The organism is Bacillus sp. 2175, from assembly GCF_057812155.1.
Genome location: NZ_CM173819.1, coordinates 5,085,990 through 5,106,903 on the forward strand (window position 1 = coordinate 5,085,990; position 20,914 = coordinate 5,106,903).

General features: G+C 39.5%; 16 protein-coding genes and 2 pseudogenes. 3 read left to right on the forward strand and 15 right to left on the reverse strand.

Annotated features, from left to right (window positions below; genetic code table 11):
• Window positions 1-314: 314 nt before the first annotated feature.
• The 5 genes from rho to spo0F form a co-directional block, all read right to left on the reverse strand.
• Window positions 315-1,586 carry a transcription termination factor Rho gene (gene rho / locus ACXKY9_RS26600; protein WP_001053903.1) on the reverse strand — a complete coding sequence of 424 codons (1,272 nt, stop codon included), beginning with the start codon at window positions 1,584-1,586 and terminating at the stop codon, window positions 315-317.
• A gap of 272 nt (window positions 1,587-1,858) precedes the next feature.
• Window positions 1,859-2,824, reverse strand: coding sequence for a class II fructose-bisphosphatase (gene glpX, locus ACXKY9_RS26605; RefSeq protein ID WP_000442340.1), 966 nt, complete (start codon window positions 2,822-2,824; stop codon window positions 1,859-1,861).
• Window positions 2,825-2,940: 116 nt separating this feature from the next.
• Window positions 2,941-4,230 carry a UDP-N-acetylglucosamine 1-carboxyvinyltransferase gene (gene murA / locus ACXKY9_RS26610; protein WP_000413254.1) on the reverse strand — a complete coding sequence of 430 codons (1,290 nt, stop codon included), beginning with the start codon at window positions 4,228-4,230 and terminating at the stop codon, window positions 2,941-2,943.
• Window positions 4,231-4,562: 332 nt separating this feature from the next.
• A complete protein-coding gene (locus tag ACXKY9_RS26615) occupies window positions 4,563-5,420 on the reverse strand; it encodes a class II fructose-bisphosphate aldolase (protein WP_001131855.1) in 858 nt (285 codons plus the stop codon).
• A 210-nt stretch (window positions 5,421-5,630) separates the two neighbouring features.
• The gene (gene spo0F / locus ACXKY9_RS26620; RefSeq protein WP_000398594.1) at window positions 5,631-5,999 is read right to left on the reverse strand and encodes a sporulation initiation phosphotransferase Spo0F; all 369 of its coding nucleotides are present in this window, start codon (window positions 5,997-5,999) and stop codon (window positions 5,631-5,633) included.
• A gap of 201 nt (window positions 6,000-6,200) precedes the next feature.
• Between spo0F and ACXKY9_RS26625 the strand changes: the two genes are divergently transcribed.
• Window positions 6,201-6,725, forward strand: coding sequence for a DUF2529 domain-containing protein (locus ACXKY9_RS26625; RefSeq protein WP_000912402.1), 525 nt, complete (start codon window positions 6,201-6,203; stop codon window positions 6,723-6,725).
• Between the two features lie 31 nt (window positions 6,726-6,756).
• On the opposite strand, the gene pyrG is transcribed toward ACXKY9_RS26625, so the two are convergent.
• From pyrG to ACXKY9_RS26665, 8 genes are all read right to left on the reverse strand, one after another.
• Entirely contained in the window at window positions 6,757-8,364 is a 1,608-nt protein-coding gene (gene pyrG / locus ACXKY9_RS26630; RefSeq protein ID WP_000170451.1) for a CTP synthase, read from the reverse strand.
• A gap of 257 nt (window positions 8,365-8,621) precedes the next feature.
• Entirely contained in the window at window positions 8,622-9,152 is a 531-nt protein-coding gene (gene rpoE / locus ACXKY9_RS26635; RefSeq protein WP_000346280.1) for a DNA-directed RNA polymerase subunit delta, read from the reverse strand.
• Between the two features lie 154 nt (window positions 9,153-9,306).
• On the reverse strand, window positions 9,307-9,936 hold the full coding sequence (locus ACXKY9_RS26640) for a TetR/AcrR family transcriptional regulator (RefSeq protein ID WP_000238599.1): 630 nt from the start codon (window positions 9,934-9,936) through the stop codon (window positions 9,307-9,309).
• 66 nt (window positions 9,937-10,002) lie between these two features.
• Window positions 10,003-11,142 carry an acyl-CoA dehydrogenase AcdA gene (gene acdA, locus ACXKY9_RS26645; protein ID WP_000545545.1) on the reverse strand — a complete coding sequence of 380 codons (1,140 nt, stop codon included), beginning with the start codon at window positions 11,140-11,142 and terminating at the stop codon, window positions 10,003-10,005.
• Window positions 11,143-11,163: 21 nt separating this feature from the next.
• The gene (locus tag ACXKY9_RS26650; protein ID WP_001011179.1) at window positions 11,164-12,294 is read right to left on the reverse strand and encodes an acyl-CoA dehydrogenase; all 1,131 of its coding nucleotides are present in this window, start codon (window positions 12,292-12,294) and stop codon (window positions 11,164-11,166) included.
• A 73-nt stretch (window positions 12,295-12,367) separates the two neighbouring features.
• Window positions 12,368-13,219, reverse strand: a complete 852-nt coding sequence (locus ACXKY9_RS26655) for a 3-hydroxybutyryl-CoA dehydrogenase (RefSeq protein WP_000538880.1) — start codon at window positions 13,217-13,219, stop codon at window positions 12,368-12,370.
• A 49-nt stretch (window positions 13,220-13,268) separates the two neighbouring features.
• A complete protein-coding gene (locus ACXKY9_RS26660; protein ID WP_002101582.1) occupies window positions 13,269-14,552 on the reverse strand; it encodes an acetyl-CoA C-acetyltransferase in 1,284 nt (427 codons plus the stop codon).
• Window positions 14,553-14,561: 9 nt separating this feature from the next.
• Complete coding sequence (locus ACXKY9_RS26665) at window positions 14,562-16,673, reverse strand: (Fe-S)-binding protein (RefSeq protein ID WP_001086778.1); 2,112 nt, start codon at window positions 16,671-16,673, stop codon at window positions 14,562-14,564.
• Window positions 16,674-17,118: 445 nt separating this feature from the next.
• Between ACXKY9_RS26665 and cls the strand changes: the two genes are divergently transcribed.
• The gene (cls, locus tag ACXKY9_RS26670; RefSeq protein WP_000966411.1) at window positions 17,119-18,312 is read left to right on the forward strand and encodes a cardiolipin synthase; all 1,194 of its coding nucleotides are present in this window, start codon (window positions 17,119-17,121) and stop codon (window positions 18,310-18,312) included.
• Between the two features lie 32 nt (window positions 18,313-18,344).
• Window positions 18,345-18,614: pseudogene (locus ACXKY9_RS26675) on the forward strand (UV damage endonuclease UvsE); the annotation flags it as partial.
• 127 nt (window positions 18,615-18,741) lie between these two features.
• Here ACXKY9_RS26675 and ACXKY9_RS26680 read toward each other — a convergent pair.
• Window positions 18,742-19,134: pseudogene (locus tag ACXKY9_RS26680) on the reverse strand (IS4 family transposase); the annotation flags it as partial.
• Window positions 19,135-19,277: 143 nt separating this feature from the next.
• Window positions 19,278-20,585 carry a group II intron reverse transcriptase/maturase gene (gene ltrA / locus ACXKY9_RS26685; RefSeq protein WP_000169371.1) on the reverse strand — a complete coding sequence of 436 codons (1,308 nt, stop codon included), beginning with the start codon at window positions 20,583-20,585 and terminating at the stop codon, window positions 19,278-19,280.
• Between the last annotated feature and the right edge of the window lie 329 nt (window positions 20,586-20,914).

Here is a 20,914-nt window from a genome sequence, read left to right on the forward strand (position 1 = left end):
TTTTACCTTTTGGGCGGAAGGTTCTTAGATGCGAAGAGCTAGCCACCGGAACTGGATATTATCTTAAAGTGGAGACGGCTCGTTCAAAATCGCAGGGCATTGGAGCTCTCGACCCTGAAGCGCTTTTTGCTTCATGCGAGAGAGCAAAATGACCGGAGATTTTAGCCGCTGGAGCTCGATATTATCTTAAAGTGGAGACGGCTCGTTTAGCTCTGACTGGCTAAGGTTCTCTCACTTATTTCTCTCTTTAATATCACCTAAACAGCATAAAAAACTCGCTTACTATAAAATAAGCGAGTCCTGATTTTTTCCCTTTACTTAGTTGTTACATACCTTTTTGAGTCTGCAACAATGTTTTGTAAAAACTCTTCATTTGTCTTCGTTTGACGAAGCTTACGTAAGAAACTTTCAACGAAGTCTGGTGTATCACGCATTGTTTTACGAATGCCCCATAACTTGTCTAAATGTTCTTTTGGAATTAATAGATCTTCTTTACGTGTACCAGAACGACGAATATCGATCGCCGGGAAGATACGACGTTCAGCTAATGAACGATCTAAGTGAAGTTCCATATTTCCAGTTCCTTTAAATTCCTCGTAAATAACATCGTCCATACGTGATCCTGTATCAACAAGGGCTGTCGCTAAAATTGTTAAGCTACCGCCTTCTTCAATATTACGCGCAGCTCCAAAGAAACGCTTCGGTCTATGGAAGGCAGCTGGATCGATACCACCTGATAATGTTCTACCACTTGGTGGAATAACGAGGTTGTAAGCTCGAGCTAAACGGGTAATACTATCCATTAAAATGATAACATCTTTCTTGTGCTCTACAAGACGCATCGCACGTTCTAACACAAGCTCAGCTACTTTAATATGATTTTCTGGCACTTCATCAAAAGTAGAACTTACAACATCTCCTTTAACAGAACGTTCAATGTCTGTTACTTCCTCTGGACGCTCATCAATTAAAAGTACAATTAATTCTGCTTCCGGATGATTTGTTGTAACACTATGCGCGATTTCTTTTAATAGACTTGTTTTACCAGCCTTTGGAGGCGCAACAATTAAACCACGTTGTCCAAATCCAACTGGTGCGATTAAATCCATGATGCGTGTCGGTAACTTTTTAGGTTCCGTTTCCAATTTCATTTGGCGATCTGGGTATAATGGTGTTAATGCAGGGAAATGCACACGCTCTTTTGCTGAATCTGGATCATCTCCGTTTACAGCTTCAACTTGTAATAACCCAAAATAGCGTTCATTTTCTTTCGGAGGTCGTACTTTACCAGAAACCTTATCTCCATTACGTAAATCGAAACGACGAATTTGCGAAGCTGAGATATAAATATCTTCTGAGCTTGGAGAATAGTTGATAGGACGTAGGAATCCAAATCCTTCTGATTGAATAATTTCTAATACGCCTTCCATGAAAAAGAAACCTTCTTTTTCTGCTCGAGCTTTCAAAATAGAAAAAATTAACTCTTTTTTCGTTAATTTGCTATAATACGAAATCTTAAATTCTTTCGCAAGCTCGTATAACTCTTTTAATTTCATGTTTTCTAATGCTGCAATTGACAAATTCATTCAGACACCACACTTTAACGTTATTCTCTTTTTTCATGGGTAAAGGGAAAAAATACGGAAGGCAAATAATTAATAATGAAAGGCAATAAGTTCAAGTAGGGTAATATTCACTATTGTAACCCTTTTATCTAGTTTTAATCAATACGTTGGAACACAAATACAAGAAGCGAAGACAAGAAAATTTGTCTTCGCTTCTTATTTAATTTAGTTCCAGCTCCGATAGTTAGAAAAGTCGACCATTTTAACCTTTCTGAACGAGCTGCTTACGCTTTTTATTTAATAACCAAGTTTGGTTTTTTATTCAAGCTATGACGTCCATCCACGAAGCGAACTGTGCCTGATTTTGCGCGCATAACAAGGGATTGCGTTGTTCCTACGCTACCTTTAAATTGAACACCGCGTAATAGTTCTCCATCTGTTACGCCTGTTGCTGCAAAGATTGCATCGTCACCTTTTACTAAGTCCTCCATACGAAGGATACGATTAATGTCTTCTATGCCCATTTTTTTACAACGTGCTAATTCAGCTTCGTTTTGTGGCAATAGTTTTCCGTGAATTTCTCCACCTAAACATTTTAAAGCAACTGCTGCTAATACACCTTCAGGTGCTCCACCAGATCCAAATAAAATATCTACACCTGTACGATCAAACGCTGTATTAATCGCTCCAGCTACATCTCCATCATTAATTAATTTAATGCGAGCACCAGCTTTACGAATTTCTTCGATAATTTCTTGATGACGTGGACGATTTAAAACTGTCGCTACAACATCTTCAATATCTTTATTTTTTGCTTTCGCAACTGCACGTAAGTTATCAATAATAGGCGCATCAATGTCGACCGCCCCGACTGCTTCTGGGCCAACCGCGATTTTATCCATGTACATGTCAGGGGCATGTAACAAATTACCGTGGTCTGCAATTGCAATAACAGCAAGAGCATTCCAGCCACCAGCTGCTACGATGTTTGTCCCTTCTAAAGGATCAACCGCAACGTCTACACGTGGTCCATATCCTGTACCTAATTTCTCTCCGATATATAGCATTGGTGCTTCATCCATCTCACCTTCACCAATTACAACTGTACCTTTCATCGGAATTGTATCAAATACATCACGCATAGCTGATGTTGCTGCACCGTCTGCCTCGTCCTTTTTCCCGCGCCCCATCCAACGCGCTGATGATAAAGCTGCAGCCTCTGTTACACGTACTAACTCCATAGATAAACTTCTTTCCACGATAATCCCTCTCCTTTAAGTCTTTATATTTCTGCCCTATTTTGTGAACCGTGTTTTTCTATAAAGTGTACTTCCGCAAGTAGTGATGCTTCGCTTCCCCCTTGCGGAAGTATCACTTATGCGTTCTTCATTTCTTCAATTTCTTGCTTTGTCATTTGTTCTCGCCAAATGTTTGCTCCAAGCCCTTTAAGCTTGTCCACTATATTCTCATAACCTCGATCAATATGCTCAAGTCCTGTTACTTCTGTAATTCCATCTGCCATTAAACCTGCAATAACAAGTGCCGCTCCCGCTCGTAAATCACTCGCCTTCACTTTTGCACCTTGCAGTAACACAGGACCAGTTACAATTGCCGAACGACCCTCTACTTTAATTTGAGCATTCATACGACGTAATTCATCAATGTGTTTGAAACGGGCACCGTAAATTGTATCTGTTACAACTCCCGTCCCGTGCGCCTTTGTTAAAAGCGTCGTAAACGGCTGTTGTAAATCCGTTGGAAAACCTGGATATACAAGCGTTTTGATATCAACTACTTTTAACTTTCTATTACCGTTCACCGTAATTTGATCATCGTTCGTTTCAACTTGAACACCAGCTTCTCTTAGCTTTGCAGTAACTGATTCTAAATGCTGAGGAATAACGTTATCAACCGTTACTTCTCCTCCTGATGCAGCTCCTAGAATCATATACGTACCAGCTTCAATACGATCTGGGATGATAGTATGGTGACAACCATGTAAAGAGTCAACACCATCTATTCGGATTACATCTGTACCAGCACCTTTAATACGGGCTCCCATGCTTGTTAACAATGTAGCTACATCAATGATCTCAGGCTCTTTCGCTGCATTTTCAATAACAGTTCTACCTTTTGCTCGTACAGCTGCTAGCATAATATTAATTGTAGCTCCTACACTAACAACATCTAAATAAATACGTGCCCCGCGTAGCTCATCTGCTCTTAAATAGATGGCACCTTGTTCATTCGTAACATGTGCACCTAGCGCTTCAAACCCTTTAATATGCTGATCAATCGGCCTCGGGCCTAAATGACATCCACCCGGAAGCCCAATAACAGCTTTTTTAAAACGGCCAAGCATTGCACCCATTAAATAATAAGAAGCGCGCAATTTTTTCACTTTTCCATTTGGCAAAGGCATTGCAACCATGTTAGAAGGATCGACTACCATTTCTTCCTCCTGTCCATAAGTTACTTTCCCTCCAATTTCCTCTAGTAAGTCTCCTAACATTTTCACGTCCGAAATATTAGGGACACCACCAATAGTTACTGGAGTATCTGCTAAAATTGTCGCTGGAATTAATGCAACGGCACTGTTCTTTGCACCACTTACTCGAATTGTTCCATTTAAAGCTCTTCCGCCTTCAATTAGCAATTTTTCCATATTGAGCTCCCTTCTTGTGAATGTATTTACTTTCTATCTTTTTATAGAAAGCTCCCCTTAAGAATCTCAATTACTCTTTCCATCCCAAAACTCAATAAATAGGAAACCATTATCTTCATTTCTCCTGTAGCACGAATAGATAAAGATCAACTATTCATCGAATTCACTTTATCAATTTAGATACGTTATCACATTTATTAATAGGACTATGCACATTATTTTCTATTTAAAAACCAAAAATGATAAAATCTTTAGACTTGTTCACGCTTTCATTATACAACGAAAGGAAACCGTCTAAAAGACTAGACGGTTTCCAAAACGGAATTTTATTCTTACGCTTTACCGTTAGAACCGAATTCGCGAATTTTACCAATAACAGTTGCTTTGATAGCGTCGCGGCCAGGTCCGATAAATTTACGAGGATCGTAAACTTCTTGGTCTTTGTTTAATACTTCACGAACAGCTTTTGTAAACTCGATTTGGTTCTCAGTGTTTACGTTGATTTTTGAAGTACCTAAAGAGATAGCTTTTTCGATATCAGCAGTTGGGATACCAGTACCACCATGTAATACTAAAGGTACGCCAGTGAAGTCACGAACTTGTTCCATTTCAGCGAATCCTAAGTTAGGCTCACCTTTGTAAGGACCGTGTACAGAACCTAAAGCTGGAGCTAGGCAATCGATACCTGTTGCTTCAACAAGGTGCTTACACTCTGCTGGGTCAGCGTAAATTACGCCTTCAGCGATTACGTCGTCTTCTTGTCCGCCAACTGTTCCAAGCTCAGCTTCAACAGATACGTTACGAGCGTGTGCGTATTCTACTACTTGTTTAGTAGTTTCAACGTTTTCTTCGAATGGGTGGTGAGAAGCGTCGATCATTACAGATGTGAAACCTGCATCGATTGCTTCTTTACATTTTTCGAAGCTTGAACCATGATCAAGGTGAATCGCTACAGGAACAGTGATGTTCATTTCTTCGATTAAAGCTTTAACCATAGCTACAACTGTTTTGAAACCAGTCATATGACGAGCTGCACCCTCAGATACACCTAGGATTACAGGAGATTTTTCTTCTTCCGCAGCAGCTAAGATAGCTTGAGTCCACTCTAAGTTGTTCATGTTGAATTGACCAACTGCGTATTTTCCTTCTAGTGCTTTGTTTAGCATTTCTTTCATAGAAACTAAAGGCATGGTGAATCCTCCTAAAAAACGTTTTTTGTATCCGATAAGTTCTTATCGCTGGTAGTATGACCAGAATAAGGTAAAATATGTATATCTACATACCGGACTTTTTTCTACACTCAATAGGATAACAACTTGTACTCAAAAACTCAACCGTATTCACCTGCACAATAGTCCATGTAAACGCTTTTTTCCATATTTTTTATAAAAAATTCATTTTTACGCCTCTACAGCGAGCTCATTTCTCACAGCTTGACGAATTTCATCAATATCAAATGGTTTAGCAAAATGCATTAAAGCACCTAAATCTTTTGCTTCTTGGATCATATCAAGCTCTCCATAAGCAGTCATTAAAATTACTTTAATACTCTCATCAATTTCTTTTACATGCTTTAAAATCTCTATACCATCCATGCCTGGAATTTTCATATCTAACACTACTAAATCTGGATTATCTTTTTTCACGATATCTAAAGCTTGAAATCCATTTGCTGCTTGGAATGTCTGATAACCTTCTTTTTGGAACACTTCATGTAATAGCACACGAATCCCATATTGATCATCAACGATTAAAATTTTACCTTCCATAATTCCCAACCTTTCTGTGTAAGTACAAGATTTAAAGCTTCTTATATCTTAACGATTTATTTTCGCTATTCTTTGGCAAATTCCTTCCTATTCTTTCTTATTTTACCGTTTCCTATTTTGTTATGCTACCCTACGATTTCACCTTTCTAAAAAAATAAACTATAATGAAAGCCGGCAAACACGTACGAAGGGAGTAACATTATGTTAAAAATTTTTTCAACTCAATTAAGTGGTTATTTCTCCAGAGTTTCTCAAAAAGAAGAAATGAATATAGAAGATAGTGCTCGTTTACTTGCTCAAGCACTAGTTGGCGATGGTTTCATTTATTTACATGGTACAAATGAAATGGAAGGCGTTGTTGCCGAGGCACTATTCGGTGCTGAACCAATGAAGCAAGCAAAACGCTTATTTGAAAATGGTAAAGAAGCAGAAGTAACCTCTGCGGATCGTGTACTTCTTATTAGCCGTTTTTCAACAGATGAAGCGGTTGTAGAAATTGCAAAAAAACTACAAGAAGAGGGACACTCTATTGTCGGCATTTCTGCTCTTCAAGAAGGTACGGAATCACTCGAACGATATACAGACGTACATATTGATACAAAACTGTTAAAAGGTCTTATTCCAGACGATGAAGGTAATCGCTACGGATTCCCAAGTTTAATAGTAGCTTTATTTGCTTATCACGGAATCAAATTTACAATCGATGAAATGTTAAATGAATATTAAAAAAAGCGCCTTATTTCAGGCGCTTTTTTTATTACTTGCTCTCTTTATTCGTAATAGAAGCTCTTACGAAGTCATGGAACAATGGTTGTGGACGGTTTGGACGAGAAACAAGTTCTGGGTGGAACTGTGCTGCCACGAACCAAGGGTGGTCTTTTAATTCAATGATTTCAACTAGACGGCCGTCTGGGCTTGTACCAGAGAATACAAATCCTTCTTTTTCCATATCCGGACGGAACTGGTTGTTGAACTCATAACGATGACGATGACGTTCATATACAACCGGCTCATTATAAGCATTGTAAGCATTTGTTTCTTCAGCAAGCTTACATGGGTATAGACCAAGACGAAGTGTACCACCTAGGTCCTCTACATCTTTTTGTTCTGGTAATAAGTCGATGATTGCATATGGTGTGTCAGGGTTGATTTCAGAAGAGTTAGCACCTTCTAAACCTAATACATTACGTGCGAATTCGATTGATGCAAGTTGCATACCTAAGCAAATTCCTAAGAATGGAACTTTGTTTTCACGAGCATATTGAATCGCAACGATTTTACCTTCTACACCACGATCGCCGAAGCCACCTGGTACAAGGATACCATCTGTATCGCCAACTAATTCTTTTACGTTTTCTGCTGTTACGTGCTCAGCATTTACCCATTTTACTTCTACATCTGTGTCGAATGAGTAACCAGCATGACGAAGTGCTTCTACAACAGAAATATAAGCATCTTGAAGTTCTACATATTTACCAACAAGAGCGATTTTTGTTTTCTTAGAAAGATTACGCACTTTGTTAACTAGCGCAATCCACTCTGTCATATCTGCAGCTGGATTGTCTAATTTTAAGTGGTCACAAACGATTTGGTCCATGTTTTGTTCTTGAAGAGATAATGGAACCGCATATAAAGTATCTGCATCGCGAGCTTCGATAACTGCTTTTGTATCGATGTCACAGAATAATGCAAGCTTGTCTTTCATATCTTGAGAAACAGGCATTTCTGTACGAACAACGATAATGTTTGGTTGAATACCTAAGCTACGAAGTTCTTTAACACTATGTTGTGTTGGTTTTGTCTTCATTTCACCCGCTGCTTTTAAGTACGGGATTAACGTACAGTGAATGTACATTACATTGTCACGACCGATGTCGCTCTTAATTTGACGGATTGCTTCTAAGAATGGTAGAGACTCGATGTCACCAACAGTTCCACCGATTTCTGTAATAACAACATCCGCATTTGTTTCACGACCAGAACGATATACGCGTTCTTTAATTTCGTTAGTAATATGAGGAATAACTTGAACTGTTCCTCCTAAATATTCACCGCGACGCTCTTTTTGAAGAACTGAAGAGTAAATTTTACCTGTTGTTACGTTGCTGTATTTGTTTAAGTTAATGTCGATGAAACGCTCATAGTGACCAAGGTCTAAGTCAGTTTCTGCGCCATCATCTGTTACGAATACCTCACCGTGTTGGTATGGGCTCATAGTCCCTGGGTCTACGTTAATGTATGGATCAAACTTTTGAATCGTTACGTTTAAACCACGATTTTTTAAAAGTCTTCCAAGAGATGCTGCTGTAATACCTTTTCCTAAAGACGATACTACACCGCCTGTTACAAAAATATACTTAGTCATGAAAAAGCTCCCTTCTATTTTGCTGTTATATAATCACCGTTGCAAAGCGCAACGTATGTAGATAACACTGTATCCATCTTATTGTTAGACTCTTTTTATTTTCTAAACAAAAAACAAAAAAGAAAATTGCTCCCCTCATCACAAAAAGTAATAAGTAGGGAGCAATTTTCTTTTATATTTACACTTTAAAAGTATTATCGTCCTTTTTTAAAGAGCCCAAAAATGATTCTACATGGACGATAATGAAAAGTCAAGAACTACAGTTCTTCCTCTTCTTCTTCTTCAGTTTCATCATACTCAAGTTCTTCTTCAGCGAAGTCGTCGTCATCTTCGTCTAAATCATCAAGATCGTCGTCATCTCCGTCTTCTTCTTCAAGAACCTTGTCCAAATCTTCTACATCGTCTTCATCTTCACTTACGTCTGCATCGTCGAAGTCATCTTCGTCTTCTTCAATGTAGTCGTCAAAACCGTCTTCTTCAACTTTACGTTTCTTCTTCGGTTTTGGTTGAGGCAAGATTTCTTCATCAATTTGCTCATATGGGTACCAGCTGCGTAGTCCCCAACGATTTTCTCCTAAATTAATGAAACGTCCATCGATGTTTAAGTCTGTATAAAATTGTGCGATTTTCGCATTAACTTGCTCTTGAGATAGTCCCAGCACTTGAGCGATTTCTTGAACCAACTCGTTGAATGTCGTTGCTTGTTTTTTATCCCCTAAAACGCTATGTACAACTTCAATCATTGAACATTCTTTTAGCTCTTCTGGTGAATATTGCTTAAAATCCACTTATGCGGCACTTCCTTTCATCAAATATAACCTTATATATAACGGCCTGCTTAAAAAAATCCATACTATTCATTATAAACAAAAGTCGCACAAATATGCTACAAAAAAAACGGGAAACTTTTATAGGGTAGTAAAATTATAATTTGTCTGTTCCTTATTTCGGAAGCATATGGGCCCCTTGCAATACATACCTAATTTGCATTTCTGTATATTCTTCGAGCGTATACAGTTTTTGCAGCGCCCAGCGTCTAAATCCCCACATCTGTCCTTGTATAAAAATATTATGCGCAAGAAGCTGTATTTCTTTTTTATTTAATGTAAATGTTCCATTTTCCGTACACTGTTCTAAAATATTCTCGAACATTCCTACCATTTGAAACTCCTTTTCTAATACATACGGAAGTGATTCTTTCGGTAAAAAGCGTACCTCTTGATACATTATCAATACTTCTTCCTGTAATTCGTCCATCACTTTAAAGTAATTCGTTATTGCTATCTTTAAACTTTCTATACTCCCTTTTTCTGTACACACTACTTCCTCTAATCTTTCTTTTACATGTTCATATATACTATCACAAACTAAATATAAAACATCATCTTTGGTACGAATGTACTCATAAAGTGTCCCTATACTAAACCCAGCCGCTTTTGCAATCTCTCTCGTTGTTGTACGCGGAAATCCTTTTTGTTTAAACAGTTGCACCGCACCTTTAATCATTTGTTCACGTCTTAACGCAACTAATTTTTCATCTTTCACCGATGCATGCACATTATGTTTAACCATTCCCTTCACCTCTCTCTATTATTTTTTGGAAGGAAAAAGCGTAGGAAAATACCTACGCTTTCGTTCCTACTTCGTTAACATACGAGAAATTACAAGCCTCTGAATCTCTTGTGTTCCTTCATATATTTGTGTAATCTTTGCATCTCGCATATAACGCTCTACTGGATAATCTTTCGTATAACCGTAACCACCAAATACTTGCACCGCTTCAGTCGTCACCTTCATCGCTGCATCGCCTGCAAATACTTTTGACATCGCTGATTCTTTTCCATACGGAAGCCCTTCTGATTCAAGCCAAGCCGCTTGATATGTTAAAAGGCGTGCTGCTTCTACATCTGTTGCCATATCCGCAAGTTTAAAGCCAATCCCTTGCTGCGCCGCAATTGGTTTTCCAAACTGATGGCGCTCCCTTGCATATTCTACAGAAGCATCTAAAGCCCCTTGTGCAATCCCAACAGCTTGCGCCGCAATACCGTTACGACCTCCATCTAATGTTTGCATCGCAACTTTAAACCCTTGCCCCTCTCCTCCAAGTAGATTCTCTACAGGAATACGGCAATCTTCAAACATAATTTCAGTCGTTGGTGAAGAGCGAATCCCTAGCTTGCTCTCCTTCTTCCCAACTGAAAATCCCGGTGTATCACTTTCTACAATAAATGCACTCGTACCGCGCTGCTTCGATTCAGGATCAGTTAGCGCAAAAACAACATAAATATCAGCAATACCGCCATTTGTAATGAAAATTTTTGATCCATTTAAAATATAATGATCGCCATCTCTCTTTGCGATTGTCTTCATTCCACCAGCATCCGATCCAGATCCTGGTTCCGTTAAGCCGTATGCACCAATTTTCTTCCCTTCAGCCATCGGCCGTAAAAACTTTTGCTTTTGCTCTTCCGTCCCAAATTTAAAAATTGGCCATCCCGCAAGTGAAGTATGCGCAGACAGTGTTACACCTGTTGAAGCACAAACGCGAGATAATTCTTCAATAGCGATTACGTATGCTAAGTAATCGCTTCCAATTCCACCGTACTCTTCAGGCCATGGAATACCAGTTAAACCAAGCTCTGCCATTTGATCAAATAACTCTCGATCAAATCGCTCTTCTTCATCACGCTCAGCTGCTGTTGGTGCCACTTCATTTTTAGCAAAATCTCGAACCATTTTTCTTATCATTTCATGTTCTTCTGATAGTTTAAAATGCATCTCCGTCTCCCCCTCGCCCTTTTATAAAGCACGGCTAATAACAAGTTTCTGTATTTCACTTGTTCCTTCATATATTTGCGTAATTTTCGCATCACGGAAAAATCGTTCTACTGGATAGTCTTTCGTATAACCGTAACCACCAAATACTTGCACCGCCTCAATCGCGACTTCAACCGCTGTCTTAGAAGCAAATAATTTCGCAATAGATGCTTCTTTACCGCATGGTAATCCTTGTGCCCTAAGAGATGCCGCTCTATATACGAGTAACCTTGCTGCCTCGACACTTGTTGCCATATCTGCAAGCTTGAAGCCAATCCCTTGCTGCGCCGCAATTGGCTTCCCGAATTGCTCTCTTTCTTTTGCATAATCAATTGCACAGCCAAGCGCCGCTTCAGCAATTCCTAAAGCCTGCGCACCGATTCCAATTCGCCCAACATCTAAATTCGCCATCGCCACTTTGAATCCTTGTCCTTCTTCCCCAAGTAAATTCTCAGCTGGCACTTTCATATCTTCAAAAGTAAGTTGTACTGTACGAGAACCGAGAAGTCCCATCTTATGTTCATCTTTTCCAATGATTAAACCAGGTGTATCTTTCTCTACTATAAATGCAGAAATACCACTTTTTCCTGCCTCTGGATTTGTAGAAGCGAATACAATGTATGTACTTGCTTCACCACCATTTGTAATAAACACTTTCGATCCATTAATAATATAATGATCACCTTTTTTCACAGCTCTTGATTTCAAACTCCCTGCATCTGATCCTGCATTTGGCTCTGTTAAAGCAAATGCACCTAAATATTCCCCGGTTGCAAGTTTAGAAACATATTTTTTCTTCTGTTCTTCTGTTCCAAAATATAAAATCGGATTCATTCCAACTGACGTATGTACAGCTAAAATTACACCAACTGTTGCACTTACCTTTGAGATTTCCTCAATTGCTAGAATGTAAGAAATAAAGTCCATTTCTGCCCCGCCGTATTTTGCAGGCGCTGGAATACCCATTAATCCAAGCTCACCCATCTTTTGCAAAATCTCTTTCGGGAACACCCCTTGTTCCATACTAGGAACAAAGGGAGCTATTTCCTTCTGTGCAAAATCCCGAACCATTTTCCTCATCATTTGCTGCTCTTCATTAAAACGAAAGTTCATATATTCCGCCTCCATTTGCTATATATCCTTTAAATAATTTGGTAAGACCACTATGTTGTAACAAAGGGGGCATTTATTCGTAAACGTAGAATCCACGACCTGTTTTACGCCCTAACCATCCTGCATTCACATACTTACGTAATAATGGACATGGGCGATATTTACTATCTCCTAATCCTTCATGCAACACTTCCATAATGTATAAACACGTATCTAAACCGATAAAATCAGCGAGTGTCAAAGGCCCCATCGGATGGTTCATACCAAGCTTCATGACTTCATCAATTGCTTCTTTCGTCGCTACACCTTCATATAACGTATAAATTGCTTCGTTAATCATCGGTAGTAAAATGCGGTTTGATACAAAACCTGGGAAATCATTCACTTCAACTGGTACTTTCCCAATTTTTTTCGTAATATCTTCAATTGCTTCATATACCGCATCATCGGTAGCCAAACCACGAATAATCTCAACAAGCTTCATAACTGGAACTGGATTCATAAAGTGCATACCGATTACTTTTTCCGGACGCTTCGTTACCGCTGCAATTTCTGTAATTGGCAGAGATGACGTATTCGTCGCTAAAATTGCGTGTTCTGGAGCAATTTCATCTAGATTCGCAAAGATTTTCTTTTTAATATCCATTTTCTCAACAGCTGCTTCAATAATAAGATCCGCTTCTTTCACACAATCTAAATCAAGCGTTACTGTAAGACGATTTAATGTCGCTTCCTTCTCTTCTTCCTTCATGCGTCCTTTTTCTACTTGGCGCGCTAAGTTTTTCGTAATGATAGCCATTCCTCTATCTAATTGCTCTTGCTTTAAATCTTGTACCTTCACGTCATATCCTGCCATTGCACATACTTGTGCAATTCCTGATCCCATTTGCCCTGCACCAATTACAACAATGTTTTGTACACCCATTTTTTCTTCCCCCTTAATTGTTAATAAATTTTATACCCTCGAACTTTAATTAGTGGACTTCAATCATCACTGCGTCCCCTTGACCGCCACCGCTACAAATCGAAGCAATTCCAATTCCGCCGCCGCGCTGCTTAAGTGCATGGATTAGTGTAACGATAATGCGCGCTCCGCTTGCTCCAATTGGATGTCCCATCGCTACCGCGCCGCCATTTACATTCAATTTTTCCGGATCAATTCCTGCGATTTCTGTACTTGCAATTGCTACCGCTGCAAATGCTTCATTAATCTCGAATAAATCGATGTCTTCAATTTTCTTGCCTGTTTTTTCAAGCAATGCGTTAATTGCATAACCTGGCGTTCTTGGGAAATCTTTAGATTCCACTGCAATTGCTGTATGCGCCAAAATTGTCGCTAATGGCTTTCTTCCTTCTTGCTTCGCTCTGTCTTCGCTCATTAATACAAGTGCGGCACCACCATCATTTAGTCCCGGCGCATTACCAGCTGTCACCGTCGCTGTCTTATCAAATACAGGTTTTAACTTTGCTAACTTTTCAATCGTTGTATCTTCACGTGGCGCCTCATCCTTTGCAACGACAATAGGATCGCCTTTTCTTTGCGGAATCGTTACTGGCACGATTTCCTCTTCAAAACGCCCTTCTTTATGCGCTGAAACCGCACGCTGATGGCTACGATATGCCCATTCATCTTGCGCTTCGCGAGAAATTCCATCTTCTTTCGCAACTTCTCCGCCATAAACGCCCATGTGTGTACCTGAAAATGCACATGTTAAACCGTCAGCAACGTTTAAATCAACAACTTCGTTATTGCCCATTCTGTATCCCCATCTTGCTCCGCGTAAAATGTAAGGACTGTTACTCATCGACTCCATACCGCCAGCTACAATTAGTGATTGATCGCCAGTACGAATAATCTGATCCGCCAACGTAACCGCACGAAGCCCTGATGCACAAACTTTATTCACTGTTTCCGTCTGCACTTCCCATGGGATTCCAGCGGCCCTTGCAGCTTGGCGCGATGGAATTTGCCCCTGTCCACCTTGAATAACCGTTCCAAATATAACTTCTTCAACATCACTAGCCGCAACATTTGCTCTTTCAAGCGCTGCTTTAATTGCAATTCCTCCAAGTTCCGTCGCTTTTACATCTTTTAAAGATCCTCCAAATTTTCCAACTGGTGTTCTTGCAGCACTTAAAATAACTGTTTTACTCATGTTTCTTTCCCCCATTTCATTTTTTAACACTGAGCGCCCGCTCGGTATCCCTACGTTGAGAAGAGGTGCAATCATTGCACCTCTTTCTAAAGTTGTATACATTCTTACAAACTACATCGCTTCTTTTTTCTGTCCGATAACAGATCGTTCTAAAATCTCTGTCACATCAAGAGTTTGAACTTTCTCTTCTACCTCTTTCGCTTTCGTTCCATCACTGATCATCGTTAAGCAATATGGACAACCTGTACCGATAATGGATGGCTGTACAGCTAATGCTTGTTCTGTACGAGCAACGTTAATACGTGAACCTGTTGTTTCTTCCATCCACATTAAGCCACCACCTGCGCCACAGCACATTCCCGTTTCACGGTTACGTGCCATTTCTACAAGATTCACTCCAGGAATCGCTTTCAAAATGTCACGTGGCGCTTCATACACTTCGTTGTATCTTCCTAAATAACAGGAATCATGGTACGTAACTGTTTCTTCAATAGCGTGAACAGGCTTTAAGCGCCCTTCTTTCACCCACTGAGCTAACAATTCTGTATGATGATAGACTTCTGCTTGCAAGCCAAAGTCCGGATACTCATTTTTAAATGTGTTATAAGCATGAGGATCAATCGTAACGATTTTCTTCACTCCTGCCTTTTCAAATTCTTCGATATTCTTTGTCGCCATCTCTTGGAATACAAATTCATTTCCAAGGCGGCGTGGTGTATCTCCAGAATTCTTTTCTTTATTACCGAGAATTGCGAATGAAATGCCTGCTTCGTTCATTAACTTCGCAAACGATATCGCAATCTTCTGACTACGATTGTCGTATGATCCCATTGAACCAACCCAGAATAAATACTCGAATTCCTCCCCAGCTTTTGATTTTTCTTTTACAGTTGGAACTGTTACTTCGTCATCACCTTGGCGCCATGTTTCACGCTCTTTACGGTTCAGCCCCCACGGATTTCCTTGACGCTCGATATTTGTCATCGCGCGTTGTGCTTCCGCGTCCATTTTTCCTTCAGTCAAAACGAGATATCGACGTAAGTCAATAATTTTGTCAACATGCTCATTCATAACTGGGCATTGATCTTCACAGTTACGGCACGTTGTACATGCCCAGATCTCTTCTTCTGTAATAACATCTCCGATTAAACTCGGATCGTAAGCGAGCGTTGTAGACGCTGATTCTTGTTGCCCTTTTCCAGCTGCCATCATCGCTAACTGATTTCCTTGTGTATTATTGAAGGCAACTACTGGAACCCACGGTGCTTTTGATGTTACCGCAGCTCCTTTATCAGTTAAATGATCGCGAAGTTTTAAAATTAAGTCCATCGGTGATAACATTTTTCCTGTTCCTGTTGCCGGACACATATTTGTACAACGGCCACACTCTACACAAGCGTATAAGTCAATAAGTTGATTTTGTCTAAAGTTTTCAATTTTACCAACACCAAATGTTTCTTGCGTTTCATCTTCAAAATCAATCTTTTCAAGCTTCCCTGGGTTTGAAAGACGACCGAAGAATACATTAGCTGGTCCTGCAATTAAATGCGCATGTTTTGATTGTGGAACATACACTAAAAACGTTAACAAAATTAGTAAATGCACCCACCAAGAAAAATAGAACACTGAAATGGCTACGGTTTCATTTATCCCGCTAAAAACGTAAGCGATTGCAGAAGCAATTGGTTCACTCCATGAAAGCTCCTCGCCATGCCATATAAGTCCCATACCGTTACCAAGTAGCACAGAAATCATTAAACCACCGATAAAAATAAGAACAAGACCTGATTTGAAGTTACGTTTTAAACGAACAAGCTTTTCTACATAACGTCTATGAAAAGCCCAAAATACTGCAATTAAAATAACAAGTGTGACAATTTCCTGGAAGAATGTAAATGCAGGGTATAGTGGTCCAAGTGGAAGATGTGATCCTGGTGCGAGTCCTTTCCAAACGAAGTCAATTGCTCCAAATTGGACAAGAATAAATCCGTAAAAGAACATAACGTGAATGATGCCGCTTTTCTTATCTTTCAGCAGCTTTTTCTGACCGAAAACATTGACCTTAAGGAGATCCCAACGCTCTTTAAAACGACGGTCAAACTCAATTTTTTTTCCTAATTGTATGTAGGCCATTCTCGTCCGTATAAGATATACAAACAAATATCCTGCATAAGCAATAACAGCAATGGCAGCCAGCCAATTAATAATCAGTAAGCTATTCATTTTTATGCTACCCCTCTCTTTGTAAGCCCTCTTTCTTTTTGAATCTTCAAAAATATATAATTTTCTGAATTATATCCCCTATCCCCATTATATAATGAGTGAGCATTCAGTCAACAGTTTTTTGTTATAGAACAACACATTTTTTCATAAAGCTGTTTATTTCGGTGAAACTATAAAGTGAAACTTTAATCAGTAGGGGTGGTTCATCCCCCACTGATTATTAGTTGAACCCATCGGGCTTTTACGGGCAGTTGATTTCCTAACTAACTTCTACTTATCCAACATTTTTTGAGGTGAAAGGCTTACTGCCCGTTAAAGCAGGATAAAGTGAAACTTTAATTAGTACAACATCTATCCTCTAAAGAAATTTATAATAACAGCCGTGCTACCCGTATCATTTGTAACATACTGAAGGTGAAAAGAATGCGAAGGAGGGAATTCACTGATGCTCTACTTATCTCTTTTGTTAATATCCGTTGCTCTTTGGATTACAATTGACCTTTCATACGGGAGACTTCTTCATTTAAAACAGGTAAGCTCTCGCACTTTCCCTTTACGTCAAAGTGATTTTCACCTTTATACATATGGGAAAGATTTATATGACGCTTTATTTACTGATATAAAACAAGCACAGCACCACATTCATATTTTATTCTTCATTGTAAAAAACGATAAAATCAGTCGTGAATTTTTAAATTTGCTGATTGATAAGGCTCAGGAAGGAATTGAAGTACGACTTTTACTTGATCGATTTGGCAGCCATTCTTTATCAAACGAAGCTATTCGCTCCCTGCAAAAACATGGTGTATCTTTTTCATTTTGTCATAAGGTAAAATTTCCTCTTCCTTTCTTTTCTGCCAATCAAAGAAATCATAGAAAAATTACAGTGATTGATGGGAAAACCGGCTATATCGGGGGATTTAATATTGGCGAAGAGTATCTAGGGCATAATGAACACTTAGGATTATGGCGAGACTATCATTTACGTCTTACAGGAGAAGGGGTTCAAGATTTACAAAAGCAATTTTTGCATGATTGGTTTGATGATACGAAACAGAATTTATTGGATGCTTCTCTTTATTTTCCAAAACAACAACCAGGTACCATCTTGCATCAATTTATTCCGACTGATGGTGCTTATTTACAGCATACTTTTTTACATTTAATTAACGGAGCAAAAAAAGAAATCTGTATCGGTACGCCATATTTCATTCCTGGAAAAAAAATTATGAATGCCTTATTAAAAGCAAGAGAAAGAGGGGTTCAAATCACAATTCTTGTTCCAGAAAAAGCTGATCACCCTCTCGTTCGGGAAGCAAAATTCCCGTACTGCCGAAAATTAATACAGGCTGGTTGCAATATTTATGCATTTCAACAAGGGTTTTTTCACGCCAAAATTATTATAGTGGACGATGATATTTGTGATATCGGAACGGCAAACTTTGATATGAGAAGTTTATATATTAACCATGAAATAAACTGCCTGTTATATAATAAACATTTCATTCAAACAGTAAAAAATAAATTTCATGAAGATCTAGAGAATGCATCCGTACTTTCATATAGCGATGTAAACCCGCCTTCTCTTATCAATAGAGGAAAGGAATGGATTGGAACAATATTTGCTTTCTTTTTATAGGAAAGACAATGAATAAAAGAGGTGTATCTCATATGATTATACGGTTTGGATATGTCTCACATGCAATGGCACTCTGGGACTGTTCTCCTGCCAAAACAATGACGTTTACAAGCTTTAAGAAACTTAGCAAGCAAGAACGAGAAGACAACCTGTACCATGTTATAAAGCAAAATTTAGAGCACACAATACGTATCCTTCATTACAATATAGCGCATGAAATCCCACTATATCGCCTATCGTCTTCCATCGTCCCACTTGCAACACATCCCGAAGTCGAGTTTGACTATATTGGGGTATTCACACATGCCCATCAACTTAAGGATAGAAACTCTACGGTTTTCCATTAATTGAAATGAACAAACTTTTAAACAGTATAATCCTCTTAAAAATGAGCATACGAAATAAACCCTAACGGGTTTCATTTTTTTCTTATGCAGCTTTCTTTTGTTTTCTCAATCCATTATACTCATAGACAACACCCATAATATCAAAGATAGTTTTCTTCTCATATCGATGGGATTTCCGGCCATTTTTCTTTAGTAGGGTAAACAGGCGGATTAAAACCTTTGTTATTATACGGGTGTTTCTCTGTATCGCTTGATATAACAGGGATAGATGATCTTGAATCATCCCAATTGCTTTATATTCGCTTAGTTCTCTTTTGTGCTTTTGCAACAGAAGTTGGCGCATCTTAAACATCGTGGAAGAACATATAAAAATGGCAATGAGTTTTCCATACACATGGCATTCTAATCGCTCTTGTTTGATAGTTTGCCAATGATGAATTTGAAATAGAGATTTCCACGTTTTAAATATGATTTGTCGGGTAAAAGACTGGCGCGGTATCAGTTGTGATCCGTTTCCAGCCTCTCCCCATAAGAACTGCTCGTGAGGTTTTCCCTCAAGCAGCTCACCCCATAAACTTCATCAAAAGGGTTATGAGACCTATCAAATGGCAGACACTTTCATCGGAAACTCTCTGCACTTTTCAGGGGAAGGACTTTCCAGTCCCAGTAAAGCCCCAGTACACCATAGAGATATTCGTTACTCCATCTCTGCCATCCGATGCTACGCTTTCGTCGTCGTTTCCTTCTCGTTAACAGTGTGCGAATTTTCATCTCCGTATAATCACGTACTTCACTGAAAGCTTGACTAGAGTTCCCAACCCGGAAGTAGTTCACCCATCCAGTCAGTACGGCATTGATTTGTTTTATTAAGTCTTGTGCTGGCTTCGCTCCTGCGTTTTGAATGAGTTCGCGAATTTTTGCTTTCACTGTCGTGCGAGCTTTCTTCTTCGGGATCATGAAAACGAAGAATCCATTCTTATTTCGGTTCGGTATTCGTCTCAGGTCAAATCCTAAAAATCCGAAGGATTCTCCTTTTAGGACATTGACCATCTGAGTCTTCTCCAGATTCAGTTCAACTCCCAAAGGCTTTAACTGTTCCCACAGTCGTCGTAATGCCAGTTCAGCCCATCCACTTTTACTGGAGTGTCCGCTTACAGCGATAACTATATCGTCGGCAAAACGGTGATAGTTTACAGCTTCGTAATTGCCATCAGCTGTTTTACGTCGAATGGTATCAAATGTCCAATCCACTTCATTGAGGTAAATGTTCGCGGCTAGTGGAGAAAATGGTCCCCCTTGCGGGACACCGATCTTTCCTGTTGCCTTAATTACCTGTTTTACAAGATGCATAACCTGTGGGTCTTGGACACGTTTCGCGATTTTCTCCAATAATATGTTGTGTCGGATTGTATCAAAGTAGCGTGACAAATCAACATCAATTATTATGGTCATACGGCGCAATATACTGCGTCGTACTTCTGCCAATGCCTGATGTGGAGAGCGTTTCGGCCGAAACCCATACGAGTTTGGACAGAAATCAGCTTCAAAAATTGCTTCTAATATGAGTTTTAGCGCTCCTTGTACTACACGATCTCGTATACACGGAATTTGCAGAGTTCGCATTTTGCCGTTTGTCTTTGGGATTTCTACTTTTCGATTGGCTTGTGGTTGGTATATTCCAGCTTGTAATTCTTCTTGAATACCCGTTAAGAATGGGATAACTCCTTCTAGTTCTATATCAGCAAAACTTTTTCCATCAATGCCTGGGGCACCATTGTTTTTCCTCGCCTGTTGATATGCTTCGTGAAGGGTTGTAATTTTGGTAATGTGGGTAAATATCCCCCAAAACCGGTGCGTAGGTTCAGACTTCGCCTTTCGATAGATTCGTTGCCTTAGTTCCTGCAAAGTGATGGGTGTTTTTGTCATAGCACCCTTGCCTCCTTTAGTCATACGAAATGTTTACAGGTTCGGATCCTTTCCTCCCCGCGTGTTTTGCTGCACGCAGATCTCTGGTACTACGATCCGTTCCGCCACCCTGACACCTACCGTTCTCACTTCCCGATCGCGGTTATAGAGACGGTCTCCTCGATGAGATTTCTTCATCGGGTGTCGAGGGCTTCTCCAGTTTCCACATTATCTTTCTCTCCATGTCGCCGCTGATACCCCGCCGGTGAGAACTGCCGTTCCAGACTCGTTTCGGTCAGTTCTTGTTGCTTTCGCACGTTATCGACCGTCTCAGCCACCGGAATTGCGTG

Coding starts and splice junctions, on each gene's coding strand:
- spo0F (WP_000398594.1), bottom strand. CDS start 5,999: ATGGAAGGTAAAATTTTAATCGTTGATGATCAATATGGGATTCGTGTG.
- ACXKY9_RS26665 (WP_001086778.1), bottom strand. CDS start 16,673: ATGAATAGCTTACTGATTATTAATTGGCTGGCTGCCATTGCTGTTATT.
- ACXKY9_RS26615 (WP_001131855.1), bottom strand. CDS start 5,420: ATGCCTTTAGTTTCTATGAAAGAAATGCTAAACAAAGCACTAGAAGGA.
- ACXKY9_RS26660 (WP_002101582.1), bottom strand. CDS start 14,552: ATGTATACAACTTTAGAAAGAGGTGCAATGATTGCACCTCTTCTCAAC.
- pyrG (WP_000170451.1), bottom strand. CDS start 8,364: ATGACTAAGTATATTTTTGTAACAGGCGGTGTAGTATCGTCTTTAGGA.
- ACXKY9_RS26655 (WP_000538880.1), bottom strand. CDS start 13,219: ATGGGTGTACAAAACATTGTTGTAATTGGTGCAGGGCAAATGGGATCA.
- ACXKY9_RS26640 (WP_000238599.1), bottom strand. CDS start 9,936: ATGGTTAAACATAATGTGCATGCATCGGTGAAAGATGAAAAATTAGTT.
- rho (WP_001053903.1), bottom strand. CDS start 1,586: ATGAATTTGTCAATTGCAGCATTAGAAAACATGAAATTAAAAGAGTTA.
- ltrA (WP_000169371.1), bottom strand. CDS start 20,585: ATGACAAAAACACCCATCACTTTGCAGGAACTAAGGCAACGAATCTAT.
- cls (WP_000966411.1), top strand. CDS start 17,119: ATGCTCTACTTATCTCTTTTGTTAATATCCGTTGCTCTTTGGATTACA.
- murA (WP_000413254.1), bottom strand. CDS start 4,230: ATGGAAAAATTGCTAATTGAAGGCGGAAGAGCTTTAAATGGAACAATT.
- ACXKY9_RS26625 (WP_000912402.1), top strand. CDS start 6,201: ATGTTAAAAATTTTTTCAACTCAATTAAGTGGTTATTTCTCCAGAGTT.
- acdA (WP_000545545.1), bottom strand. CDS start 11,142: ATGCATTTTAAACTATCAGAAGAACATGAAATGATAAGAAAAATGGTT.
- ACXKY9_RS26650 (WP_001011179.1), bottom strand. CDS start 12,294: ATGAACTTTCGTTTTAATGAAGAGCAGCAAATGATGAGGAAAATGGTT.